Origin of the sequence: Nocardioides ginsengisegetis, from assembly GCF_014138045.1 — a bacterium.
GTDB classification, from domain to species: Bacteria; Actinomycetota; Actinomycetes; order Propionibacteriales; family Nocardioidaceae; genus Nocardioides; species Nocardioides ginsengisegetis.
In genome coordinates this window covers 3,880,519-3,905,514 of the sequence record NZ_JACGXA010000001.1, presented here as the reverse complement: position 1 = coordinate 3,905,514, position 24,996 = coordinate 3,880,519, and the positions used below count along the sequence as shown (strand labels likewise).

The 24,996-nt window shown below is 66.1% G+C and carries 23 protein-coding genes; 10 read left to right on the top strand and 13 right to left on the bottom strand.

Annotation, left to right across the window (positions count from 1 at the left end):
- Window positions 1-113: 113 nt before the first annotated feature.
- The gene (locus tag FB382_RS18915; protein WP_182541209.1) at window positions 114-437 is read right to left on the bottom strand and encodes a hypothetical protein; all 324 of its coding nucleotides are present in this window, start codon (window positions 435-437) and stop codon (window positions 114-116) included.
- Between the two features lie 857 nt (window positions 438-1,294).
- Entirely contained in the window at window positions 1,295-1,822 is a 528-nt protein-coding gene (locus FB382_RS18910) for a hypothetical protein (protein ID WP_182541208.1), read from the bottom strand.
- Between the two features lie 554 nt (window positions 1,823-2,376).
- On the opposite strand from FB382_RS18910, the gene FB382_RS18905 reads away from it, so the two are divergent.
- Window positions 2,377-2,775, top strand: coding sequence for a hypothetical protein (locus FB382_RS18905; protein ID WP_182541207.1), 399 nt, complete (start codon window positions 2,377-2,379; stop codon window positions 2,773-2,775).
- Window positions 2,776-2,902: 127 nt separating this feature from the next.
- On the opposite strand, the gene FB382_RS18900 is transcribed toward FB382_RS18905, so the two are convergent.
- The gene (locus FB382_RS18900) at window positions 2,903-3,121 is read right to left on the bottom strand and encodes a hypothetical protein (protein ID WP_182541206.1); all 219 of its coding nucleotides are present in this window, start codon (window positions 3,119-3,121) and stop codon (window positions 2,903-2,905) included.
- Between the two features lie 321 nt (window positions 3,122-3,442).
- Here FB382_RS18900 and FB382_RS18895 point away from each other — a divergent pair, with 321 nt between their 5' ends.
- Complete coding sequence (locus FB382_RS18895) at window positions 3,443-3,961, top strand: SigE family RNA polymerase sigma factor (RefSeq protein ID WP_182541205.1); 519 nt, start codon at window positions 3,443-3,445, stop codon at window positions 3,959-3,961.
- Complete coding sequence (locus FB382_RS18890) at window positions 3,958-4,707, top strand: hypothetical protein (RefSeq protein ID WP_182541204.1); 750 nt, start codon at window positions 3,958-3,960, stop codon at window positions 4,705-4,707. Before FB382_RS18895 ends, FB382_RS18890 begins: the two co-directional genes overlap by 4 nt.
- 891 nt (window positions 4,708-5,598) lie before the next feature.
- Here FB382_RS18890 and FB382_RS18885 read toward each other — a convergent pair.
- From FB382_RS18885 to FB382_RS18860, 6 genes are all read right to left on the bottom strand, one after another.
- The gene (locus FB382_RS18885) at window positions 5,599-6,777 is read right to left on the bottom strand and encodes a hypothetical protein (RefSeq protein ID WP_182541203.1); all 1,179 of its coding nucleotides are present in this window, start codon (window positions 6,775-6,777) and stop codon (window positions 5,599-5,601) included.
- Window positions 6,778-6,818: 41 nt separating this feature from the next.
- Window positions 6,819-7,475 carry an ATP-binding cassette domain-containing protein gene (locus FB382_RS18880; protein ID WP_182541202.1) on the bottom strand — a complete coding sequence of 219 codons (657 nt, stop codon included), beginning with the start codon at window positions 7,473-7,475 and terminating at the stop codon, window positions 6,819-6,821.
- A gap of 129 nt (window positions 7,476-7,604) precedes the next feature.
- Complete coding sequence (locus tag FB382_RS18875; protein WP_182541201.1) at window positions 7,605-10,694, bottom strand: ABC transporter permease; 3,090 nt, start codon at window positions 10,692-10,694, stop codon at window positions 7,605-7,607.
- Entirely contained in the window at window positions 10,694-13,003 is a 2,310-nt protein-coding gene (locus FB382_RS18870) for a hypothetical protein (RefSeq protein ID WP_182541200.1), read from the bottom strand. The genes FB382_RS18875 and FB382_RS18870 overlap by 1 nt, the downstream gene beginning before the upstream one ends.
- Window positions 13,000-13,713: an ATP-binding cassette domain-containing protein gene (locus tag FB382_RS18865; RefSeq protein ID WP_182541199.1), complete on the bottom strand. Its 714-nt coding sequence runs from the start codon at window positions 13,711-13,713 to the stop codon at window positions 13,000-13,002. The genes FB382_RS18870 and FB382_RS18865 overlap by 4 nt, the downstream gene beginning before the upstream one ends.
- Window positions 13,710-14,594, bottom strand: coding sequence for an ABC transporter ATP-binding protein (locus FB382_RS18860; protein ID WP_182541198.1), 885 nt, complete (start codon window positions 14,592-14,594; stop codon window positions 13,710-13,712). Before FB382_RS18860 ends, FB382_RS18865 begins: the two co-directional genes overlap by 4 nt.
- Before the next feature lie 294 nt (window positions 14,595-14,888).
- Here FB382_RS18860 and FB382_RS18855 point away from each other — a divergent pair, with 294 nt between their 5' ends.
- The 4 genes from FB382_RS18855 (at window position 14,889) to FB382_RS18840 (ending at window position 16,976) form a co-directional block, all read left to right on the top strand.
- Window positions 14,889-15,281: an AsnC family protein gene (locus tag FB382_RS18855; protein WP_182541197.1), complete on the top strand. Its 393-nt coding sequence runs from the start codon at window positions 14,889-14,891 to the stop codon at window positions 15,279-15,281.
- Between the two features lie 66 nt (window positions 15,282-15,347).
- Window positions 15,348-15,623 carry a hypothetical protein gene (locus tag FB382_RS18850; protein WP_182541196.1) on the top strand — a complete coding sequence of 92 codons (276 nt, stop codon included), beginning with the start codon at window positions 15,348-15,350 and terminating at the stop codon, window positions 15,621-15,623.
- 153 nt (window positions 15,624-15,776) lie between these two features.
- The gene (locus tag FB382_RS18845) at window positions 15,777-16,490 is read left to right on the top strand and encodes an XRE family transcriptional regulator (protein ID WP_220481421.1); all 714 of its coding nucleotides are present in this window, start codon (window positions 15,777-15,779) and stop codon (window positions 16,488-16,490) included.
- Between the two features lie 12 nt (window positions 16,491-16,502).
- Window positions 16,503-16,976, top strand: coding sequence for an NUDIX hydrolase (locus FB382_RS18840; RefSeq protein ID WP_182541194.1), 474 nt, complete (start codon window positions 16,503-16,505; stop codon window positions 16,974-16,976).
- Here the strand turns inward: FB382_RS18840 and FB382_RS18835 are convergent.
- Window positions 16,964-17,506, bottom strand: coding sequence for an HD domain-containing protein (locus FB382_RS18835; protein WP_182541193.1), 543 nt, complete (start codon window positions 17,504-17,506; stop codon window positions 16,964-16,966). The genes FB382_RS18840 and FB382_RS18835 overlap by 13 nt on opposite strands.
- A 301-nt stretch (window positions 17,507-17,807) precedes the next feature.
- On the opposite strand from FB382_RS18835, the gene FB382_RS18830 reads away from it, so the two are divergent.
- On the top strand, window positions 17,808-18,482 hold the full coding sequence (locus FB382_RS18830; protein ID WP_182541192.1) for a hypothetical protein: 675 nt from the start codon (window positions 17,808-17,810) through the stop codon (window positions 18,480-18,482).
- A gap of 1,685 nt (window positions 18,483-20,167) precedes the next feature.
- Here the strand turns inward: FB382_RS18830 and FB382_RS18825 are convergent.
- Both FB382_RS18825 and FB382_RS18820 read right to left on the bottom strand, forming a co-directional pair.
- A complete protein-coding gene (locus FB382_RS18825) occupies window positions 20,168-20,776 on the bottom strand; it encodes an RES family NAD+ phosphorylase (protein WP_182541191.1) in 609 nt (202 codons plus the stop codon).
- Window positions 20,776-21,150, bottom strand: a complete 375-nt coding sequence (locus FB382_RS18820) for an antitoxin Xre/MbcA/ParS toxin-binding domain-containing protein (RefSeq protein WP_182541190.1) — start codon at window positions 21,148-21,150, stop codon at window positions 20,776-20,778. The genes FB382_RS18825 and FB382_RS18820 overlap by 1 nt, the downstream gene beginning before the upstream one ends.
- 124 nt (window positions 21,151-21,274) lie before the next feature.
- Between FB382_RS18820 and FB382_RS18815 the strand changes: the two genes are divergently transcribed.
- A complete protein-coding gene (locus FB382_RS18815; RefSeq protein ID WP_182541189.1) occupies window positions 21,275-22,507 on the top strand; it encodes a hypothetical protein in 1,233 nt (410 codons plus the stop codon).
- Window positions 22,508-22,561: 54 nt separating this feature from the next.
- On the opposite strand, the gene FB382_RS18810 is transcribed toward FB382_RS18815, so the two are convergent.
- Complete coding sequence (locus tag FB382_RS18810) at window positions 22,562-22,978, bottom strand: DUF4145 domain-containing protein (protein ID WP_220481420.1); 417 nt, start codon at window positions 22,976-22,978, stop codon at window positions 22,562-22,564.
- Window positions 22,979-23,900: 922 nt separating this feature from the next.
- Here FB382_RS18810 and FB382_RS18805 point away from each other — a divergent pair.
- On the top strand, window positions 23,901-24,896 hold the full coding sequence (locus FB382_RS18805; RefSeq protein WP_182541187.1) for an Abi family protein: 996 nt from the start codon (window positions 23,901-23,903) through the stop codon (window positions 24,894-24,896).
- The last annotated feature ends 100 nt before the right edge of the window (window positions 24,897-24,996 follow it).

The window sequence follows — 24,996 nt, the reverse complement described above, 5'->3', positions numbered from 1 at the left end:
GGTCGACCTCGGGACCATCTCGCTCCATGTCGCCGAGCGCGAAGTAGCGACCTGACAGGCGACCGCTCATCGGCAGGACTGCGCACAATGCGGCAGATTCGTGCGTTTCGGGGTCAGCCCACCGACTCGACATGGAAGTACCCGACGACCGTCGGTCCCTCGGTCACCACGATCACGTCACCCGCCGCCACGTCGTGTGGGTATCGGTAGTCGCCGACGAGCCAGCCCGCGTCTGCGGCTGATCGCCATGCTCCCGGCGTTGCCGGACGAACCACCAGCGATGCGAGCCCGGTGTCCACGTTCAGCGGTGGAACGAAGCCGTTGGCGGCGTATTCGCGTTCGGCGGTGGGGACCGGCGGTCCGGTGCGCCGTCCGCCCTGGTCTTCGGTCAGCCAGACCACGGTTCCGTGGAAGCGCAGGGGGTCGTAGGGATGCACGGTCCGAGTCTGCTCGACCTCATGCCCATCCGTCCGCTCATCGGCAGGAACGCGCATAACGCGGCATGTGAGTGCGGTTCGTCAGTCGCCCTCTAACGTCATGGGGCCGTCCCATGAGGGTCGGTGAGTCCGGACGGTCAGGTAGTCCGCTATCCACTGCGCCATGCCTGCGGCCACTGGGTCGTCGAGGCGCTCCGCCACGAAAGCGATCTCATCGAGTACGGCCTCGCACCGCGCCCGGTTGAGCCGAACAGGGTCTGGATCATCGAGCAGCGGCAGAGCGTGCAGTTGGTATGCCCCTCTGAGGCGTCGGAGTCAAACACACCCACGACCTCGTGAAACGCCTGCCCTATGGCCCGGACGCCCGTCCCGACCGCCGTTTGTACTCGAAGCGGAGCACAACGTACGTGCCCAGATAGACGAGCACCACGACTGCAACGGGAGCGATGGACCACCACCAAGTCCCAACGATCCCGGCTATCCGCGCCACTGCGCTGAACGCGCCAAACGTCAGCAGCCCCAGGTAGAACCAATATTCGCGGACCAAATAGAAGCGTCGGTCCTGACTCGCAGCCATGCCGCGAGCGTAGCCACGAGCAAGGTTTGCGGCTAGCAAGGGACTTCGCCGCCGCCGAGACCGTGGACCGCGCTATTGAGCCAGACCGCGCCCGCGTCATCGTTGCGGACCCGCAAACGTGGACGAACGACCGCCCCGAAGAGTTTGTCACCCTGGCTGCCGCCGACCACGCACCATCGAGTGACCTTCGGCAGTTGTGGCTCGTTGCCATCGTCCCGCACCCAGCGAGGCCCGACCGCTCATCGGCATGACCGCGCGGATCGCGGCATGATCGTGCGCTTCAGTCCGGCGGGTCGAAGGTGATCTCGCTGGTGCGGAAGGTCTCGGTACCGTCGCTCGGCGCGATGCCTACCAGGAAGTCAGGCAGCGCGTTGGGGCCCGGCAAGCCGTCCTCACCTCTCGCTCCCGGCTCCTCGTCCCAGCCGACGATCGTGGCGCGAACGGCGTAGCGCCCCGCAGGCAGCGAGAGCGTGATCGGACTCGATGGCTCGTCTCCGACTACCTCGACGCCGCTCAGAAAGATCGGACCTCCATCGGCCACCAGCAGGTAGGGCTCGCTGGTCACGACCGTGTACCGGGCCTCACGCTCAGTGGCACCGTCAGGTGCGACCGCGACCCGCACACCGAAGGCTCCGTCACCCTGGATGCCGATCGGCACCAACTCCCCGGACTGGATCGCGTCAACGAGCCGCTCGTTCACACGCTGCTCCCAGGCGTCGTACCCATTGACCTCAGCGAAGGCAGTTCCCCGCCACAGGGCCAGCATCCCGGCGTCGGTGGCGACTGTCGTGACATCGGCGTTTATCACGGGACGAAGGTACTTGCTCTGGTCTTCACCCGACCGCTCATCGGCATGACAGCGCACGGATCGCGGCATGAGCATGCGCTTCGTTCAGTCGCGGTCGAGGTTCTCGGCGAATGGGTCCGGGCTAGCGCCGACCCGAAGTGCAGCACGGCTCCGAGCTTCGAATGACCCGGCAGTGCCCATGCGCTGCCCGTTCGCTGGCCAAGGCAAGGACTTCGCGAACGTCGCGCTTTAGAGGCGAACCACGCCCAGGGCGCGGCGCGCTGGATGACACTGGTCCCGCGACACATGTGGCACGGGCAACGACAGGCACAAAGATCATCCCGCCGGCGTCATGCCACGACCTCCAGCGGCAGGAACGGAGATCAAACATGAACGTGCAGCCTTGGGACTCCGTCGTGTCGTCGCGTGCCCAACGTCGGCTTGCGGGCACGGCTGCCGTAGGAGTGATGCTTCTCGTCCCGAGTTGCGGCGACGGCGGTGGGTCTGACACCGGAGCATCGTCAGCACCCCCACGGGACTCGATTCGCGTCCCGGTATCGAAGGATCATCCCTGCGTGGGCGGCGAACGGTCGACCGAGCAGGAGGCCCGCCGCCGCGCAACGTTGTATGCCCCGAACAGCCCCCGCGCGAATGCGGACATCCTTGAGGGCTACTGGATATGCGGTAGTGGGGCACCTCTCCTGCAGTACCCGGACGTGAGCGTTCACTACGAGAACGGGTGGTCGTCCATCGACGTCGTGCAGAACTTCACGTCCCAGATCAAGGAGTCGGGTGAGGGCGAGGTCATCGACCTTTCGGGTCAGCCAGCACTTATGCGGATCTACGACAACGTCGGGGGTGAACTGCTCGTCCGCGTCAAGGACACCATGATCGACATCTTGGGAGACGCATCGTTCACAGCCGCCGACTACCGGTCGGTGGGCGAGTCGATCATCGCCAAGACGGGCAAGTGAACCCAAGCTCTGCAAGCGGTTTCGAATTGACGGCGGAGAGGTGTGCCGGGTCTCGGCAGGACGGCGCACAACGCGACAGATCTGTGCGGCTCTCGGACGCTAGGGGATCGCTCCCTCTAGTTCGCGGTCAGGCGCCTCGCACTGTACGACGACCCACGAAGAACCACAGCAGTCCACCAACCGGGCCGAGCAACAGAACACCGAGAACCCAACCCCACTGACGGTGAACCACGGTCTCCACAAGCGGCCAGATGACAAGCAGTGCAATAGCGGCCAGCAGCACCAAGAGTTCGACGAAGACGGTGGCGCTGGGGACGAGGTAGTTCGTCTCGAGGGGGATCTGCACGGCGGGAGTATGGCAGGACAAAGCCAATCCTCCCGCATCCTCAATTCGGCATGACAGTGCTAGTCGCCGGTATGAGCGGACGCCGGAATCTTGCGACTGGGTGGCGATCTGGATGCGTAAGCAGGCCTTGTCGTCGGCGGCCCGCCACGACAACCTAGGCGAGGCACAACACGTTCGTGCCGAACCCAGAGTCATGGCCTATTGCCCGTGGCAGAGTGCGGTCTTCCTGACTCGGCGCTGAGCTCGTTCTGACTGGCCCCGTACCGGCAGGCAACCTCTCAGGACAGATGAGTCTCTACATGGGCATGAGGGCAAAGAACCATGCGAAGTAAGCGCCGGGATGCCGAGTTCAGCGCCTGGGCCGCGGATGTCCAGGCACAACTCCTCCGCAAGGCGTACCTACTCAGCGGCGACCAAGAGTCGGCACGTGACCTGGTCCAGCAAGTGCTCTTGAGCACCTATCTGGCGTGGACCCGCGTCGACCACCCGACGGCCTATGCCAGGACGTCGATGCTCCGAGCCTTCTTCAAGATGGCGAAGGTGAGTCAGCGCGAGCTGCCGGCGGAGACCATCCCGGAGCGCATCGAGCAGTCACATCCCACCGACGAGCGGCTCACCCTGTTGAACGTGCTCGCAGCGTTGCCGCCGCGAATGAGAGCAACGGTCATGTTGCGTTTCTGGGATGACCTGTCCGTGGCCGACACCGCCGCCGTCCTGGGCTGCTCGGAGGGGACCGTCAAGTCCGCCACCAGCAGGGCCCTTGCCCAGCTTCGGAGGTGCCTTGGCGAAGACTTCGATGTCGACCTCCCCCTAACAACTGCACTAGGAGGCACCCGATGACCGTCAACCTGCGTGATCGACTTTCGGTTGAGCTGGACAGCGCCGTGGACGTCACCGAGGGTCTCGTGACTGACGTCGTTGTACGGGGGCGAGCCCGGCTGCGTACCCGCAGGGTCTCGATCGCGCTGGCCGCTGCCGCGGTGGCTGTTGGCACGACGTGGACCGGAGTCTCCCTGACCAATCACGACAAGGCTCAGAGCCTGGTGGCAGATGGGCAATCTTCGTCGCGGAGCACCACCGCAACGGAGACCTCGCTCGTCCGCGCCAACTGGGACGCGCTGCTGCTCACCTACTTCGACTCAGCCCTCCCAGAGGGCTTCGCCCCACTCACACAGAACCGAGGCGGCGACACTGGGAAAGTACCGGAGTTCATCACCGACGGGGGGAACGGCCCAGTGCACCTTGCGGCCACCGTCTACATCGCGGCGGGTCTGCCCCCGCAATCGTGTGCTGACACCAACGCGCAGGAGTGCCGCACAGTCGCGACCGGTAGGGGCGGATCAGCAACCATCCTGATCAACCGCTTCCCCGGCCAGCCGAAGGCGCCAGTGGCATCCGAGGTCTTCGTGACCGAGGGCGGCACTCAGACGATCATCAACGTGATCGAGGAAACCCCCGGGCAGAGTCAGTTCTCAGTCGCCGACCTGGCGGGCCTCGCAACGACCAGCGAGTTCGCCAAGGTGATTGAGTTTGCTACCAAGAACGCCGAACCCCTGCGGGCCTACGGCACGGAATACCCGTACTGAGATCGACACTCCCGCTGTCCCGCTGTCGCAACCTCGGGGGGGGGGTCGTGACAGCGGGACTGACAATCCCCTCCACAACCACGGCTTCGAGCTTCAGGAGCCTGACGAATTCAGCGGGACGCTGATGCCGACCATTCCGAATTTCGGAAGGTCCGGTGGGCGCCGGGGCCTTGAAGTGAGCCATCAACGGGGGGGGCTGTCGATGGGATACGCCCAGCGATGACGGCACGGCTTGGCTGCTAGGTCATGAATCAAGTCGGACAACCCTGAGAGACCCAAACCAATACGTGATTCCCACTGCCAGTAGGGCCAGCGAAGCACCCAGCTGACTGGGGCCCGGATATTGGTCGAGAGGCCATGCCCACACGGCCAGCCCGTGGGCGCGGTTGACGTTTCCTAGGGTGATGCACGCCAAGAGGTGAAATGTCGGGAGCAGCCAAGCCAGGCGTAGTCCGGCTAGTCCTGCCAAGGCCAGGCCCTCGCCGGCGAAGGTGGCCCCTGCAGCAAGGGGGACGAGGACGGAACCGTGGGCGGTTGCCTGGGTGAGCGCAGTGCCCACAGCCAGGACAACAAGTACTCGGGCGACGTTCGACAAGTGAGCTGTCCGGGGTGTGGTTGCAAAGAGTGCGGGCGGCGCGGGCTCTTGTGCTGACACAAGGGCCAGCAGAGCGGCGCCCCAGGAGGCGATGACGGCCATCGGGGTGGCGAGTTCGGCTCCGCTGGTCATCTGCGGCAGGTGCAGGAGACGCGGCAAGAACGCGCCGGAGGCGGCAACGGTCACTAGGCCGAGTCCCACAGCAGGGATGTGCCAGCCGAGGAGGAGCGTGCGGGCACGTCGATAGTGGACGCACAGGCAGGACGCGCGCACCTTCCAAACACGGACTGTCCGCATCACTGGCACCGGGCCAAGATGACCAGCCGTTCACTGGCCCACTTACGTTGCGCTGCGACTTGGCGATCGGCCACCGTGATGGCACCGAGCTCGGGAAGCGTAGAGCGAGGATTCAGTCGTTCGTTGATCAATGCCCACAACTCCATGTGGGCCCGATCCGACTCGCGGTCGCAGCCAGCCGGCACTGCGGCGTGGACCGCGGCATTGACGTACCCCGCTCGCTCCCTGAATCCCGGCATCAGGAACGGCCGGGCCCCGTCTGAGGGCGGAATGAGGCCCACTTCGTAGTAGACGCGAGCCAGTGGCATGAGGCTCGCTGACGCCCGCTGGACGTCTACCAGGGCCTTCAATGCGGGGCGTAGCCGTAGTCCGTCCTCGGGCCAGACGCAGAGCTCAGTCGCATCATGGGCTCCACAGGTGCCGGGTGCTGCAGCGCGCAGTTGGGTGTCTCCGGGGCCCGCGAAGTGGAATTGCGTGATGGCAACGATCAGACACCCGAGAGCGGTAACACCAGCTGCAGTCTGGCAGCCCCAACCGGAGAGGTGCAGGGCGAAGCCGACAACCCCCGCTGCCGTCGCAAGAAGGACAAGGGACACAGCGATCACGAGCCGAGCGTTGGGTTCGAGCCACACCTGGTAATAGATGTCTGTGTATACGGGTGACAGTCGGGACCCGCTGACGTCGAGGCGGAACAAGGACACGTAGATGGCCAAAGCCAACACGGGGCCGGTCAGGAACCACGTAGTGCGTGCACCCACCGCCACCCCGATGACCAAGCAAGCAGCGATCAAGATGAGTCCCTGCGTCGGAAGCAGCCACATCGCGCGGGAGAGTGGCCCGGAACGGTCCGCAATAGCCAGCACGGCTCCGGAGAAGAGCGCGAACCCGATGACTAGCCACACGTACGCAGCCAAAGTCGCATGCCCGAGGGCTCGCCAACGACCTTGGGGGGCGGTCGCGGCGAGTGCCAATGTTCCGGAGCGCTTGAGCCTCCCCGCCACCATGACGCCCGCGCCACCGGAGATCGGCGCGAAGATCATGGATGAGGTCAGGGTGAGGTTGAGCGGGTCTGCCCAACCCGGCAACATCTCGGACGTCGACAGGACGGCAGCAAGCATAAGGGCCACGGCGCTGATCACAACGCCGAAGGAGAACGTGACACCCGAGGTCGCCTCCACGATCAGGAGATGGAGGCGACGTTGCGTTCTGGTCCATGAGGTCAAGGCGTCCCTGCTCCCGAATGGACGAAGTAGGCGCGCTCGACGGCTGCGGCATTGACTTCTTCGCGGTGCCCCACCCCACAGAAGGCCTCAATCGTGCCCGCGAATCCCAAGCGCCCCCCAACAAGAAGCACTACGTGGTCAGCGAAGTGGGCGACATCTTCAACCAGGTGGGTGGCCAGGCAGACTGTCGCTGTTTGAGTGACAGTCTTGAGGAGGGTCAGGAACTGCGATCGCTGGCCGGGATCCAGACCGACGGTCGGCTCGTCCAGCAGAAGCAGCTCAGGACGAGAAACCAGGGCCTGTGCTAGGCCCAAGCGGCGGCGCATCCCGCCGGAGAGTTCCCGGACCCTCTTTGACGAGGATTCGGCCAAAGCGACGGCGTGCAGAGCCTCGCTGACTTGGGCTGCCGTCGCGAGCGCCGGGACCTTGCGCAGCCACGCGACGTACTCCAGGAACTCCCTGCAGGTGTAGCCGCCCAAGGCATTGAAGTCCTGCGGCAAGACGCCGATGACGCGGCGGTACACGTCGATTTCTGGGGCCCTTCCCCGCATCCCCCCGTGGGTGCCGACCTCGAACGACCCGGTGGTCGGCTCAAGCACGGTCGACAGCACCCCAAAGAGGGTGGACTTCCCTGCCCCGTTGGGGCCCAGCACCGCGATGGCACTCGAGGAGACGGAGCACGTGAGTTGGTCAAGCACCCACGGCCCACGTGACCGGTACCTATAGGACAGTTCGTCCAACCGGAGCCCACGAGGCGAGTTCAAGGTCAAGGCAGACACACCTCAGCGTCCTCGTTCGCGCAGGGTGGCGCCGCGCGCTCCCTGGACAGTCAGGGCAGCACTGCCGAGCGCCGCGACCGTTAGGACCGCCGCAGCGACGAGGCCGAAGAGCAAGAGCTCGCGGACGTCGATGATCGCGATCAGGCGGGGCGAAGTCACCGAGTCGACATGACCCACGGTGATGGTCCGTAGGACGACGTACTGAGCCAAGGATCCCGCGGCCATCCCCGCCAGGGCGGCGGCTCCCAGGACAGCAGCCAGCTCGCGCGCGGTTGCCGACATCACGGCCCGGCGACTGACGCCGACCACCCGCAAGGCTGCGGCGTCCATCCGGCGCGCGGGCAGCTGGACCGCGGTGCTGATGGCGAGGCTGGCGAGCGCCATGATCAGGACGAGCGCGGCAGCCACGGCGTACAGGCGGAGAGCGAGGGCATAGGCAGTTCCCTCGAGCCTGTCGTGCACTTCGTCGAACGTGGTCTCGATGTAGAGACCGCGTTCGGCGAGCGCCGAGGAGATGGCCTTGGGAGTGTCGGCGTCGGCCAGCACGCGGACTTGCCAGTTCTGTTCGTTCACGGACCGGTTGTTGCTCAGCATCGTGTAATCGATGAGCCCACCGCGGGGCCCGAGGAACGGCAGGCTCTCGGAGGTGGCGAATGCTGCGACGGCCGGGGGCCCTCCCGTGGCGGAGACGGCGGCACCGAGCGGCGTGGTGCCCAGCTTCCCCGCGGCGCGCCCCAGGAGAATCGGGCGCTCGGAGGGAAGGTCACCGGTGGCGAGGCGGGCGAGGCCCGGGCGGTCACCAGAGTCGGTGTCCAGGAGAAGGCGACCCGTCTGGTGTCTCAGTCCAGCCAGTGATTGCACGCCATCGTCGACGGGTGACGGGACCCAGCCGCCGTCGGTCAACACCTGAGGTACTTCGACGTTGTCCATCACAAGCGGCCCCAGCACGAACCGTCCGTGGAGGTCGGCGGGGAGGCCGGCGGGGCCAGCTAGGACCATGCCCTCCACATAACAGTCTCTGGCGCACGGCACGGCTTTGGTTCGCGTGGTGGTTCCGGTGCCGTAGGGCCCCAGATAGACCTCACGCGCGGCGAAGTCACGGGGCCGCAATCGGAGCTGTATGGCCAAACCGTCTTCCCCGGGCGGCGACTCGAGGGTGAGTGAGATTTCGCGGCCCGTGACCAGTGGGACGGGTCCCGGCGCGAGGTCGTGGACTACGTCGCCGACCGAGCGCCCCGGAGTCCACTGTGCCGGCCAGATGCCGACCTGGGCGAGGCGGGGCGTGTCCGCGACGACGTAGTCGCCGTCAACGGCCGTCAGGGTGGCCGCGGCCATCAGCCAGTGACCATGGGGGTCCAGCTCGCGGGTCAGGTCGACCGCGCGTGACATGGGTAGCTCAGTGCTCCACACGGTTGCCGCGGGTGCTTGGGTGGCCGCCACCGAGGTCCGCCAGGCCGAGGAGACACCGAAGACACCGGCACCGAAGACACACACCGCGACGGCGACGGCGAGCGGCAGGATCACGAGGGTGCCCTCGCGTCGCCGCGCGATGGCTCGAACTGCGACGAAGCCGGCTAGTGACCCGGACCTGCGGCGTCGCGCGCGCCATCGGGCCACGGTCGCGGTGCCTCGTGTTGCCGCGAGGCCGGCAACGAGGGCCAGCAGGACCGGGAGCACCAGGTCTGTCAGGTCCATGGCGCCTCTGCCGTCCCCGCTCAGCTTCGAGAGCGTCACCACGGCGGCGAGCGCCACCAGGATCAGGGACGCCAGCAGCGTCGAGCGGCTGGTGTGCCCGGGCCGCTTGACTCCCGCGAGCTGCGACGACAATGACCGCCGCAGCACCATGCTCGCGGCGGTGACCGACACGGCCCCGGCGGCAAGGAGGACGAACGCCACGCTGACCCAGCTCTGCCACGGCACGCGCAGTGGGAGTCCGGGCACCAGCCACAGGTTGACCAGGAGTCTCGACAACCCCGTCCCGAGACCGATGCCGACGGGTGCGGACAGGGCGAGCAGGGCCAGCGGTTCGGACAGGCCGAGCGCCCACAAGCGCCGCGTGGACAGGCCGCGCAGGGAGCCGAGGGCCAACTCCGGCAGACGCAAGTCGCCGGCCGCGAGCAGCAACCGCAGCAACAGGGTCAGTGCGACCAGCACCAGCGACAGCACGGCCGGGGCGATCGAGGACTCCGCGGTACGGCGCTCCTTCTCGACGTCGACTGCGATGGCCGAGAGGTCGTTGAGCGAGACCTCCGTCAGGACCCCGTCGGACAGCCGTTCCGGATCTGTCGCCGCGACAGTCCGGCGAGCCTCCAGAGCAGCAACATCGTCGGGAGTCAGGTCGACAGGTACGTCGAGGCGGCTGTCTGCCCGCACGAGCCACTGCTTGACGGGGAGGCGCTCGAACGTGGCTGCCGTGACGACGTAGGGCGCCGGCCGCCGCGGTTCCAGCGCGTTCGTGTAGCTGTTGTACGACCAGGGCCTGGAGGAGAGCCGCTCCAGGTCGAACCAGTAGCCCGCGGTTCGACTGCCTGCGGCGCCTTGGCCCGGGTGAGGCAGCACATACGTGCCGACGAGTCGCAACGTGCCGATCGGCGCACCGTAGGAGACCTGGTCGCCGATCCTGACACCGTCCTCGGAGGCATCGCTCTCAAGCATCAGGGCCTCACCGTCGGTGTTCGGGCAACGACCCGTCACCACCAGGTGATCGCACGCTCCGTCCTTGGCCAGGAGCAGCACTTCGCCGACGTGACCCGGCACCCGGATCCGATTGGACTCGAGCTGCACGCTCGGCGGCAGGTGGTCGGTCGGGATCCGGGGCTCGATGGCGGCCACGGCGCGGCGCACAGCCTTGGTCGGGCGCCCAGCAAACGTCGCTGCGAGCCGGAACTCCCAGCTGAGACCCGTCAGCTGGTTGGGCGACTCCCGCAGCCGGGTCACCGCATAGGAGTTGGTCACGGCCACGGAGAACGCCGGGCCCAGCACCGCGGAGGCGACGGCGAGGGCGGTCAGGAGGACAGATCCCGCCGACAGCAGCATCCGGGCGCGTAGTCCGTGCGCCAGCAACGTCGCCATCCCGTCCGAATGCAGCCTCATCAGCGCCCCTCCTCACGCAGGATGGACGGCGAGCTGCGTCGGTCGTCCGTGCGTCGTGTGGCCGCCCCGACCAACAGGACCGACACCGCGACGAATGTGGCCACCGCTAGGACCGCCCCCCACCGCGGGGCGGTGTCCAGGGGGATCTGGTTGACCGGTTGGACGATCAATGGGAGTCGACTGAGCAGGAGCAGCACGGCAGCCAGCCCGGCGGCGCCAGCCCCGACGCCACCGACGATGCCCAGAAGCGCGAGCTCGATTCCGGTCGCGCGTCCGATGACGGCAGGGGGCAGCCGCAGCAGCCGCAAGATCGCGACCTGGACGCGACGTTCGCGTCGCTGGCGCGTGACGGGGATCGCCAGTGCGAGCGGGCCGAGCAGGAGGCAGCAGCCCGCCATCAGGGCGTACACCCGGGCCTGGGTCACCCGGGCACCGTCGATGACAGGTGCGGCCACATTTCCCGCCGTGCGCGGCTCCCCGCCACCCAATGCCGCGAGGGCGTCCAGCACCGACGAGGGGGTGTCGGTCCGAGCCAGCACCAAGGACTGGGCTGCAGGCACGGTTGGCGAGGAGTCCTCGAGGGCCTGAGGGAGGTCGCTCACGGTCCCCGCGGTGACGACGACAGGCAACGCTGGGTACACGCCGACAACCTCGGCCGGCCGCGCATCGCCACCCGGTGTCTTGACAACGGGGTTCCCGTCCCAGGCCATGCCCCTGCTGGCCAGCACCTGCAGTGCGAAGGCCGACTGATCCGGGACCAGAGTCGACTGGCCGGCGACACTCGGGTGCACCAGCAGCGCAGTGGGCGAAGCGGAGTAGGTGCCTGGACTTGTGCCGTCGTCGCGCCCCTCGAGATGCCAGGTCTGGCGGATCAGGTTCACCCCACCAAAGTCGGCGTGGGTGATCCTCAGGTCGGGGCGACCGCACAGCCCCAGATCCTTCACGACCTGGGTACACGTCCTGCCCTCGGCGATCGTCAGGCGACTGACACGGCAGCCGTCGCCGCAGCCTGTGAGCCTCACCGAGCCCGAGCGGGACCCACCCGGGGGTATGCGCAGCCGGATGGTCTTGAAGGTCACCCCCCTGGCTCCGACATACTCCGCAGTCAGCGCCACGTCCGCCGTTCGGTTGAACGCACCTGCCGTCACGGTTGTCGACCATCGACCCCTCGTGCTGCGCGGCAGGGCTGGCTTCTCGGCAACGCGGCGTGCCAAGTCACGGACTGCCTGGGAGCCTTCCGAGGCAGGGGTGCCTGCCAGGAAGTTGCCGATGACGGCGTCGTACCGCGAAGAGTCGAGAAAGACCTGTCGAGAGATGCCACGGTCGTCGGCGAAGGTGCGCACCGCGGCCATCAGCCAGCGGCCGTCGGGGTCAACCGCGTGCGTGGCGGCGAGCAGCTGCTGGGCGTCACCGTCGAACTCGACGACCAGGGGTGCCCCGGCGTCGATGCGTGCTGTCTCGTCGACCCAGCGATTGACGGACAAGCTGCCCGTGGCCGCGAGCACAGCCACAACGCCAGCTGCGACCACGAGCCTCAACGCACCGCCGACACCGTCGGAACGCGCCAGCCTCCGCGCCGCAAGGAAGCTCGCCACCCGGTCATCTCCATCGACGCCGACGGCGAACCGGGCGACGGCCCGCACCAGCCACACCGCCACCTGGCCCGCGGCCAGCCCGACCAGCGCCGGACCCGCAAAGGTCACCCAGTCACCGTTCGGGGCCACTCTGCTGCGATAGACCGCCACCAGCGCGGCCACGATGATGAGGACCTCCACGAAGAGGCCCAGCACGCTGGGGGGTCGTGGACGTGCAACCGGGCTCACCTGCTCGGGCAGTGGCTCGCTCAGCGCCTGCAGCATGGCCAGCACAACGCCGCCGAGCATCAGCACCATCACGCACATCACCCCCACGACTGTTGACGTGACGGTGAGGTCGACGGATGCGTGGAGCCAGGCGCGTGCGGCCGTCCGGGTCGCGATGGAACCGAGACCCAGTCCCAAGGCTGCCCCGAAGCTGAGGGTGACGAGCGGCTCGGCCGCCAGCAGCCCCAGCAGCCGTACGCCGGTGACTCCACGCAGCCGGGCCAGACCGAGCTCCTCCCGACGCGCCGCGGCCAGCTCGCTGCCACACGCAGGCACGGCAATCACCGCGAGCATCACCAGTGGAAGTGCCAGCAAGCGCGAGGTGCCGGCGCTCTGCGCGAACGACAGCACCACGACGAGTCCCGACACGGCGACGACCATCACCGCCGCCAACACTGCATGCGTGGCCGCGCGGGCCCGCATCCCGTCGCGGAGCGCCCCGATCATCGCCTCGAGCCCACGCCGTCGGACCAGCGACCGTCACGGGGATCAGCCCCCGCGGTCGGCACGTGAGCCGGGGCCAGATGACCCTCGTCGATGACGACGTGGCGGTCGCTGGCCTCGACCACGGCTGGGTCGTGCGTGGCGACCACCACCACCGCACCGCGCGCGGCTTCGACCCGCAGCTCGCGCAGCACCACGTCGCGGTTGCGCTCGTCGAGCTCGCTGGTGGGTTCATCGGCCAGCAGGACTGGTGCCGCCACCACGAACGCACGCGCGCAGGCAACACGCTGCATCTGCCCGCCCGAGAGCTCTTCGACCTGGCGTTCGCCGAGGTCGGCAATGTCGAAGCGTTCCAGCGCGGACTCCGCGCGGTCATCGGCCTCGCTCACTCGCACGCCGCGGGCCCGCAGGGCCAACGCCACGTTCTCCCTGGCGGACAAGACGGGCACCAGCCCGTAGACCTGCAGCACGAAGACGACCTCGGCAGGCGGGTCACCATCGCCCTGCCACATCGATGCCCCGGCGTAGTCGGTGGTCCCTGAGGTCGGGCAGATCAGCCCGCCAGCGACCGAGAGCAGCGTGGTCTTGCCGGAGCCGCTCGGACCAGACACTGCCGTCACCAGCCCCGCCGGAAACATCACGGACACGCCTGAAAGCAGTAGGCGATCGCGTTCGTAGGTGATGTCCCTGAGGACGAGGTCGGGCGCGCTCACGTGGCATCCGGGTGCGGATGGGCAACCACCTGCTCGTCACCAGGGTGCGAGACAACAATCCTGCGCTGCTCTTGCTCGATCCTGACCAGAGTTCCGGGCGACCACTCCGCGACCATGTGCGCGGGCAGGTGGATGACTCCTTCGTTGCCGATGACGGCGTACTCAGAACCGTTGCGTCCCTCAGAACCCACCCGGCCACCCTTCATGGTCACCGTCCTCGCGAACGACGTGGCCACCTCCGCCTGGTGGGTCACCACCACCACCGTCGTACCCAGGTCCTCGCCGAGCTCGTGGATCAGCCCGACAACGTGGTCGCGATCGCCGTGGGAGAGCTGGCTGGTGGGTTCATCTGCTAACAGCAGCTGGGGCGAGGTCGCCAGCGCACAGGCCAGCGCCAGGCGCTGGCGTTGACCGCCAGACATGGTGTGGACCTTCTGGTCGGCCTGGCCTTCCAACCCAACACGGCTGAGCAGCTCGGTTTCCGGCATCGCGTGGTCTCGGTCCGCCGCGTCCATGCCCAGCCGCGCGAACTTGAGGTTCAACCTGGCGGTCGTGTGCGGCAACAAGTTGCGCGTGGCGCCTTGGAGCATGGTCGACACGCGGCGCGACCTCAGTCGCGCCAGCCGGCGCTCACTCATCCGGGAGATCTCGTCATCGCCGAGGAAGATCCGCCCAGCACTGGGGCGCTGGATGCCCCCGAGGAGGGTGAGCAAGGTCGACTTGCCCGACCCACTAGGCCCTAGGAAAGCCACGCGCTCCCCAGCTTTGATCTCCAGATCCACACCCTGCAGCGCCACTACGTCGTGGCCCTCGAACGTGCGGTACAGGTGCACGACACCCGCGCAGCGGATCCCGACTCCCCTCGACCCGAGCTCGTTCATGGCTTCCCCCGCCTTCCAAGGGGAGCGTGCCCCCAGCCTGGAGAGTTGTCAGGCCTCGAGATCGAGCTGTGACCTGCCAGACCCGTTGCCAAACCACCCACTCGCGGCCTCGTGACCAGACCCCCGCCCTGGTCACGAGGCGCTCCCACGGGAGGAGCCTCGCTTCGACAATCAACTTCTGTCAAGGCATTCTTGACTTTGCGGTGGACAAGGTCGAGTCCAGCTGAGGTGATCGAAGTTCTATCCTCGTGAGGCCCGAGCGCGGTCCGCACTTGGAAGGTGAGAGGAAGCGCGATGGACTTCAGTCCGATCGGAAGGGTGTGCTCCTTCTGCGGCGTTGTCGGCACCCAGGACACCAAGTTCTCGGGTGGCCTTGGAGCGATGATGTGCGCCGACTGCTTGAGCTACTACTACGAGATTTCCCAGTCGCCGGCCCGGATCGCCGCCGTCTCCCGTCCGCCGTGGGAAGGCATGAGTGACGTTGAGATGTTGAGCATGCTGCCCCTGATCTCCGCGACAGCTGACCAGGTGGCAGCGTTTCTGGAGGACTGGGTGCAGTTGGCGCGGGCTCGCAAGATCTCCTGGCGCGAAATCGGCAAGGCTCTGGGCGTCTCGCGGCAAGCCGCCTGGGAGCGCTTCGCGCAGCGAGAAGTCCCAAGTCGCGACTCCAGCGTGTCCCCCGGGTAGCGCTGGTGGCCAAGGTCGACTGAACGGGACTCGAACAGACGTTCGACCATGAGTGATTATGGAGCCATGGCTGGCGGGATGAACAAGCGTGGCAGGTATGGCTCGATGGCCGAACAGGTGGCACGAAGCCAAGGTGCCGACATCGCGACCCCACAGCCGCCCCGGATCAAGCATTGCTGGGTTACCGACCGTCACGGCCGGCTTCCCGGGCTCCTGCTCGAATGGCGCCAACTCGACGGAGTCTGGCGTGGCCGTGTGCTCCACCCAATCCCAGAGGGCGACGGCTGGATCGTGGTGGAGGAGTGGCTGTCGGCCGAGCTGCTCGAACGTGTCGATCCCTAGGAGCCTCCCCATGCGCGTGGTTCTCCACAGGGGGTGTGTCACCACCTAGCGGGGGAGTTTCCGGCGGTCTAGCGTGAGGGTGAAATGTCCCAAACGTCCTCGGGGAACAACGTGGGAAACGAACGACTCCGCAGTCAGATGCAGAAGGCCGGAATGTCATCCGGCGACCTCGCAGGTGTGGTCGAGGTTGATCCGAAGACCGTCGAGCGCTGGCTCGACAATGGGCGCCTTCCTCATCAACGACATCGGCAGCGCGCCGCCCGCGCACTCGAGATCGACGAGGCGTACCTGTGGCCGCAACTCCTGGACGATGGCCGGGCCCGGGCCGCGAGTCAGGCGGAGGTGCGATCGGTCTACCCCCACCGTGGGGCCGTTCCCCCGGATCTCTGGCGCAGGCTTGTGGATGATGCCGAAGAGCAGGTCGACGTCCTGGTGTACGCCGGCCTCTTCCTCGTCGACAGTCACCCCGAGCTGCCCGCGAAGCTGGCTGCGCGAGCCGAGGAGGGGCTGAAAGCACGGCTGCTGTACGGCGATCCAGACTCAGACACTGTGTCGTGGCGAGGGGAAGAGGAGGGCATCGGCGAGAACCTCGCCGCCCGAATCCGGCTGAGCCTGACGTACATGGAGCCGGTTATCGGCGTGCCCGGTGTTGAAGTGCGGCAGCATCAGACGGTTCTCTACAACTCGCTCTACCGCTTCGATGACGAGATGCTGGTGAACACCCACGTGATCGGTTCCCCAGCCCCGCAGAACCCAGTTCTGCATCTGCAACGGCTTCCAAACGGCCACCTCTTCGACCACTACCTGAAGTCGTTCGACCGGGTGTGGGAGTCGGCCGTTCCCTTGGAGACGCGCGGGTCGGCGTGAAAGCGTGCTCGCATGGGACGACGTATCGATTACATCGACGACCCGAATGCTCCTAGGGCCAACAACGTGGTGCCGTCAGTGGTGGCGATCGTCCAGGACCCCGAGGGGCGCGTCCTCCTGATTCACAAGACGGACAACGACCTCTGGGCGCTGCCCGGCGGCGGCCACGAGATCGGCGAGTCCATCGCGGACACAGTGGTTCGCGAGGTCAAGGAGGAAACCGGATACGACGTCGAGGTCCTGAGCATCACCGGGACCTATACGAACCCGGCGCATGTCATGGCGTACGAGGACGGCGAGGTGCGCCAACAGTTCTCGATTGCCTTCTCCGCACGGCTCGTGGGCGGCACGGCACGTACCAGTGACGAGAGCAAGCGGGTCGAATGGTTCTCATCAGACGAAATCGCCACGTTGCCGATGCATCCTTCGATGCGCATGCGCCTCGAGCACGGGCTTGAAGGAAGCTCGCACCCCTACGTCGGGTAGCCGACCCGCTTTGCGGCCCGTGCAGCGCAGGTCTCGAGGTACTCCCGCGACCTGGTCACTGCACGATGGACTGGATGCTGTGCCTCGTACCGCTCGAAGATGGAATCGAGCCGCTGACCGACCGTCACTCGCGCACCGTCGCTGCCGGTGACCAGATCCGCCAGGATCAGCGCATCGATCCATTCCTGGCGTGGCCGGTCGAACTGGATGAGCTTGTCGATCAACCCGCGCTCTTCAGCTTCAAACTCGGCCCCGGTGTGGAACGCGACCAGTGACACGATCTCGCGCGGAGCCCCAGCGAGGTCGAGGAACAGGGCGCCGTCAATAGCGTGCATCCCCGTCTGGTGCAGTTCGGGTGCATACCCGATGTCGTGCAGCCAAGCACTTCCCACGATGAATCCAGCTTCGGCCCCGACTCCCGACCAAGTTGCCGCAGTCTCTGCAACACCCTGCACGTGCTTCCAACGATCGCCGAGCGGTTCGACGAACTCCCTAGCAACAGACTCGCAGTCGGTCGCGGTCCAACTCATGACGACGAATCTATCGGCGTCATCAACGTCGGACTCCTCCAAGCGGGCAACGCGCTTCGGGCAGACGTTCTCCTGCACCCCGAGTGACGCGCTGGCGAGTCCACGCGACGAGCGTTCCCCGGCCGAGGTCGCGCAAGGCCGGTCCAGGCATTCGGCCCACTATCACGCGCCTCCAGTGTCCAGCCGCGCGCAAGGACCGCGTGGGGCACCGGAGCTCATCGGGTGGCCCTACAAGATCCCGGCTCTCGTAGGCCCGCGTCGGGAAACCTTCACCCTAAGGAACTCATTTAGCCTGCGCTTCATGGGAAACGATAACGTGGGCACGTGGTGGCGTAGGGCGTCGCTCGACGACGTCCGGGCCTTGTTCCGCGAGCGGGACAAGTTGGAGCGACAAGTTTCAAGACTTCAAGCTGACTCGAGGCGCCAGGCGGCGCAGCGCCAGAGAGAGATTGAGCTGGGAGCCGCTCGGGCGCAGGCGATCTCGATCGCCCATAGCCGTGTCTTCGATGCAAGACCAGGAGAACTCGACCCTCATTGGGAGTCAGTGCGCGGGATGCTGGCCGAAGCCGGATACGAGATCTTGGTTGAGGGCGTCGAACGAGAAGGATCGGTCTTTCGAGAGTGGGCTATCCGCCGTGCCAAGAAGAAGGCTCGACTCTTTGCTGAAGCGACAGCGATGGCGCTGTCAGACACTTACCTTCGCAAACCAGGATCAGACGCCACTGCAGCACTAGCGGCATCGGTCTCAACTGTGCTGTCCACGGCAGGCGATAGAAAGTGCCTGCACCACTTCGACAACATTGTCATCGGCCAGTTCCGGGATTCAACAGGCGAACTTGTCCAGTTTTCCAAAGAACTGAATCCGCAGGAACGTCGGGCGGTCAACCGGGATTCGTCAATCCTCGACGATCCGAGCAGCTTTCACGTCCGTCTATCCACCGCGACTGCCGCCCTGTCGCCTCCTGTTGATGCATAAGGAGGGATGACTAACGCTAGGCCCACGAGCGCTTCCATCTTGCTCTGCACGCACGTCTTACCGCTGCCTGGGGCCCGCATCCGGGACTGTCATTCGTGAAGACGGGGTAGCTGTGACCGGATGTGAAACGCGAGGAGATATCGGTTCTGACGCGGACGATGCTGTAGGCTCTGGGTCGCGTTGCTAGGCCTTGCGCCTAGGAGACGCATATACGCGGGTTCCCAACCCAGAGTGCGGCGACCATGGCCCAAATACGCGGTCGCAGGTGATAACAAATCGGGGACCAGGCGCTTTGAGACAGATGACTGCTGGGGATTCAAGAGGGCCACCTTCATCCGCGCGTCTCAAAGGTCATCCGTTGCTTGGTTATCTCAACGCACCCAATTGCCCCCCGTCCTCGTTCCTGGGCTGCCCACCCGATGGGTGCCGTCACGGAGTGGGCGGACACCATGATCCAAGTTCCGGGCGGGCCGGCGGGGGTGCTCTACGCCATCGCCGCGATGCTGACCGCCAGCGTTCTGGCCGTGAAAGCCGGTGGCCTCGTCGTCGTCGTCGACTGAACCAAGCGGCGCGCCGAGCAGCAGGCGAGCGCCCGGACGAAGTCGTGACGACCCGTGACCTGAAGGCAATCCAAGGGCCATCGGCGTTTATACGTTCCGGTATTGCCCTTGCATTCTCGATGCTGGCGCGTAGAACTAGCGATGCCTACCACTGGGGTCGGAGGGAGGGGTCATGATCGACGTATCCGGAGCACCACCCGTCGTGGGGGCGGTCGCTGTGTTGGGCTTCGTGGTCATCGGGCTGATCACGGCCTTGGCCAAAGCGTTTCGCACTGCGAGCCCCGAACTCCGCGAGTGGGTCAGGATGCTCCACGAGCAGCGACACCCTGAATTGCTGAAGTTCCGAACCGAGAGAAGCGAGACTTCCTGGAACTGGGTGCGTTCAGATTTGCCCAAGCGCGTCCCATGGGAAAGCGACTCGAGCGTCTAACCTTAACGAGCCCGCTCCGGCAATGACGAGATGACCGTCCGGACGACAGCGTCATTTCGACGCTTCAGCTTTGCCAGAGTTGGCCTTGTCTCTGTGCTGGCGAAGCTGCCTCCGGCTATCAGAAATCGAGGTGGTGAGCTCGGGCCAGGAGGTCCGCGATATGCCCAAGGCCCCGCTGGCGCAGGATAGGAATGAACACGTGCATCGGTGGCGTGTTACTGCGGTACGGGTTTGCGCACGAGCCGGTGTAGAGGCCGCCACCTGGAGACGTGGAGAGTCCTCCACCGCTGGAAGTTGAGAGCCCTCCACCGCTGGACGTTGAGAGGCCGCCTCCGGAGGATGTTGACAACCCCCCGCCAGCTGAGGTGGAAAGACCTCCGCCCGATGAGGTGGACATCCCTCCCCCGCTTGATGTCGACATTCCTCCTCCGCTGGAAGTGGACGCGCCACCTCCGCGCGAGGTTGAGAGCCCTCCTCCGCTCGAGGTCGAGAGTCCCCCACCTGAAGAGGTGCTGCGGTCTCGTGGCCACGTGTTCCGTGACATTGATCCTCGATTCGATGTGGTCCTTCTCGTTTGACAGAACGATAGGTGCCGGCACCGACACGGCTGTCTCGACGCCATCACGCCGTGGCGCGTCTTACGGCCGCCTTCGACTCCCGGGGCCCCGCTGGGTGGGGTAGAGCGTGGTTTGGGCTCAGTCGTCAGAACGCATCGGCTCCACGATGCGGAGCCGCCTGGGGTCTGCCGGCATGGCCTCCCAGACCGCTGCGCCCCCTACCGGGGTCGGTCGCTCGGCCTCGGTGAGGTTCTCGGCGAACAGGGCCAGGGTGTTGCCGCGATGGCTTGCAGAGGGCACGAGAATGCCGTGGCGGCCGAGTTGGTGCGCGGCCTGTGCCACCTGCTGGCAGGCGAGATAGGCGGCACCGGTCTCGGGGTCCTGGGGCTCGCTGTAGACGATGGCCGGGTCCGACAGGCCAGCAGCGAACCTGGCGGAGGCGGCGGTGAGGTCGACGATGTCGGTGACGTCAACATCGACGGTGATGAGCCCCAGCTTCTTGGGCGGGGCGACCTTGTCCTCGGCGGTGTCGGCTACGTGACGGTGCGTCTCGATGACGACGCCTTCGTAGCTGTCGCCGAGGTAGATGACGGGGAACCCGCCGACGGGCCCCCAGCGGCCGCCTGCCGGGGAGCCGTCGAGGGCCCGGTGGAGTCGAGCCTCGGATGTCACTCGGTAGTAGCGCCCGGAAACGCTGACGGGGTTCAGGCTGGCGATGGCTCGTGTCAGGTCCCGGGCGCTCGTCATCAGAAGTTCCCGTCGGCCAGTCGGTCCAGGAGCGTGATGACACGGTCGGTTTCGTGCTGGGCGATGAGGTCGAGGGGTCTCTCGCCGTCGAGCTGACGGTTGCGGGCGTGGAGCCACATTGTGGCGCCTTCGTCGTCGAAGACCTCGGACACGAGGTCGAGGACGTAAGCCAGGTCGAGAAGCTGTCGTAGGCGCTTGGTGTTGGCAGGGGCACCGTGGCCAGTGGCCCAGTTCTGGACCTGCCGGGTGCCGACGCCGACGATCTCGCCGATCTCGGCTGCACTCAGACTTCCGCGCTCCTTGAGCTTCGCGATCAGGCGGGCGACTTGGGGGTCGGAGCTCCTCGCGCGCTCCGCGTGGGCGCTTGAGGGCATGTCACATCTCCTTGGCGGGTCGGAGTTCCATGACGACATCATAGCCATCTTCGTTCGGATTGCTAACGGACTTCGCACGAAACTTCGTGCTAGGCTTCGCATAGCCCACTACGGAGGTGAGGGCATGACCGAGTTGGTCCTGCGCGCGGGTCACAACGACCATGTCGTGCTGAACGAGCTGCTGACCGACCCCGCGGCGCTGCCGCCGCGACACTCGCGCTACATCCGCCGCGTCGTGGTTGACGCCACCGCCGTCGTGCATGAGGACGGATTCACGCGCGCCGCCTACGCCGCAGGCACGCAGTTGCTGATCGACCCGCAGACCATGTTCCTCACTTCTCGGCAGGACCCCACCGACAACTGGGCCGACCTCCCGTACGCCACCTCCGCGCCTGTCGACCCGCGTGCGCTGCTCGACGCTGATGCCCGCGCCGAGCTCATCGAGAGCGTCGTCGAGTTCCAACTGGACCACGGCGCCACCGGAATCATGCCCCCCTATCTCCACCTGACCGACTTCGCCGGCAGCGCGGCGCAGGTGCAGCGCCTGCTGTACAAGGAGACGGCCTCCCACCTGACCTCCCTCGGCCTGATGTTCGCCCTGTTCCCAGTCATCTCGGTCGACCAGCGCGCGGTATCCCTCGACCCCGCCGCCTGGCAGCTCGGGCTGGGGCGAGTGCTGCGTGCGGCACATCGGATCGCGACCGGCCCGGTCGGACTAGGGTTGTCGATGACGACTGGGCCGAATGTGACCAACCTCCACGCGGCGACCCGTATCTGGCGACGTGCCGCCAGCGTGGGGCCGTTCCTCGCTTGGCACGCCGGCGAGTCGGGCCTCTTGGCGGTCACGATGGGCGCGGACGGCTACGAGGTCGGCATGTGCAGCGGTGAGCGGTATGACGTGCGTGGCAAGCAGAGCTCCCGCGCACAGGCGTCCAGCCCTGGCCCTCGTTACATTGGCGCCTACGTGGACTCGATCGGCCGCTCACTAGGGCTCTCCTCGGTGCGGTCGCTCGCAGAGGTCGCCGGTGTCCACCAGGGCGAGCTGGGCTGCCTGGACTCCAACTGTTGCCCGCGCGGGTTCGACAGCATGCTCGGTCCTGGTCGCCGCCAGCACGCCGTTCGATCCCGCCTGCGGGACCTGGAGGCGCTCGACGCCATCGGCACCCGAACTTGGAGGCTTCGACACCTCTCCGACCGGGCCCGAGACTCCGTCGTCTCGGCGCGGCGCATTCGGGTAGCCGCGAATAACACCGGAGTGAGCATCGGGGCCAACCCGGCTGAGCTCGAGGCCATGTACACCGTGACGCAGAACCTCATGGCCACGGCGCGGGTCAGCGGTGGTGGCGGCGTCGCCTGACCCCGGTGAATGGCCTGAATTGGGGGGGATCAACCGGCGGCGGCTGCAGAGCCCTCAATTGCTTGTCATGCCGATGAGGCGCGCCGCTGCCATGCTGCGTCCATGGACGCAGAGCGCGGGCACACCCCGTAGATCGAGGATCGAGGGGCGTCCGCGCATCTCGAAGGTGTACAGGTAGTGCACTAGGGCCTCAAAGAAGGCGATTGCGTCATCTGCGTCTTCGTAGTTGAGGGTCGCGTCTACATCGTGGGCACCCGAGTTTCCGAAGTCACGGACCACGGCGGACCAGTCATGCAGCCGGTCGTCAATGACTCCGGCGTTCTTCAACGCCGTGAGCTTCGCAGCAAGAGAGCCCTGCACTTGTCCATGCTCGGCGCAGATCGCCTCGATGCCCGGCGAGCCATTTGGGTCGCGGCGGTGTAGGCGCGTGCCGCGACGCGCGGATCGATCTCGTGATCGTAGATCGGCCACCGCTCAACGAACTCGAGAGTCGTTGGCTGGTTCGAGCAGCGACAGTTCCAGGCCAACGACTCTCGCTGTCGACCCCACGGGTCAGCGAGGGTCGGAGGCTAGCCGCGTCTGAACACGACGGGGGGTGTTCGGGAGCACGTAAGGACCCGAATGGTGCCTCCATTTCTGCGGCGCAGGCCTGCGTCATTCCGCCGCGAATGCGCCATGGTGTCACTGCCAGGCTAGGTGTTGACTCTTGCCACACTCCCTCAGCGACGCTTGCCGAGACCGGGCAGCCCACCAGAGGTCGTGTGAACGGAGCTCGGTGCTCTGCCCTCCACGGGATGAAGTAGTGACCCGGGGCATCTCGTGGCTTCAGTCGCGATACGCGGACCGAACAGTTCCTCCGAGTTGCCGTCGATATCGTGGACGGAGAAGCGACCCTCACCACCCAGCGTTGGTGCGTCGTTGCCGCACTGATCGCAGACTTGGCTCATGAGTCCGTCTTAGCAGTCGGTGCCGACGTACTCAGGACGACGCGAGGGCAGAGTCATCTTGGCTGGCTTGAGGTCTGACAGTTCGTCGCCGGCCGGACGCGCTGATCTGCCACGTGTTCCACTCGAACCCGGACCGGTGCCGTGTTGCCGCCGCCAACAAGGGGCGTGATGGGCGGCGCGTGAAGTTTTGCCGAATTCACCTCTATCTGGTCAAGGCGGCCGGCTTCGCCGGCCGCGCCGCGGGGGCCCCGCGCTCCGGGCGTGCGGCTGGCGCCGGTCCCTGCGCGCACCCCGCGGCGGTTCCCAACGGTTTCGGCGCGCCGCGTGTGGCAATCGCGATAATCTGGACCCGAGGCCAAGCACTCGTGATACGTTCACGCCACTACATCCCCCACGCCTCTCCGCGATGCGCACTTGGGGGATTTTTTATTGCCTAAGAGAGTTGCATGCGCGATCACCGGCCCCGCGCTCGGGGTACCAAGATCTACTCCAAGCCGCCGCTGAGTCATCAGGCACTCAACAAGCGTATGGCGGAGCGTGGGCTCCAGGTCCCCGATGCCGCTAAGGCGGAGCGCTACCTGCGCCACATCGGCTATTACCGACTCTCGCCCTACATAATTCCGTTCCACTCTGAGCGCGGCGACCACCAGGTGCGGCCTACCGCATCGTTCGACGATGTCCTCGACCTGTACGTGTTCGATCGTGCGCTTCGACTTCTGGTGATGGACGCGCTCGAACGGGTCGAGGTTGGGATCCGAAGCGCGCTGACGGATCACATGTCTCTGAACAAGGGTGGCCCGCATTGGTTCCTGGATGCCGCTCACTTCCGCCGACGCGATCGTCACTCGGGGCTGCTCGAGATTGTCCGAAAGAGTTGCAGCGACCAACTAGACCGTGATGCCGAATCGAACCTCGAGGGTCTCGTTCATCGCTCCGCCCTTGAGCACTACCTGACGACGTACGGGACTCCGGAACTGCCGCCATCATGGCTGATGGTTGAGTCGTTGACGCTCGGCCAGCTCCGAAGTCTGATTTCTAACCTGGCTGATCGATCTGACCGTACCGCCATCGCAAGGTCGCTCGGGCTGAACGAACCGCTTCTGATGTCGTGGTTGCGCTCCTACGTCCGCATTCGAAACATCTGTGCTCACCACGGTCGGCTTTGGAATGCTGGTCTGGGCGTCTACCCGGCGCTTCCTTCCTCGCCCGCGATCTCGTGGCTGCATCGCCCAGAAGTCATCGCAGATAGCCCGATGCGAGCAAAGCGGCTGTACCCCGTTCTTGTGTCTCTCCAGGCGGTTCTCGACACATTGTCGCCGAATAGCTCGTGGGCAGTCCGCCTCAGCGAGCTACTGACGGACCATCCGAACGTTCCACTTCACGCAATGGGGATCCCCGCGGACTGGCGCTCGGACGACTTTTGGTCGCGGCACCTCTTCTAGGTTGCATTGCTGACCAGGCTGTGACATCCTCTGCCGCTTCTACTGGGCCGCGACCTCGGTACCCCAGAAAGGTACGGCAACGGCGTCACTGGCAGCGGCT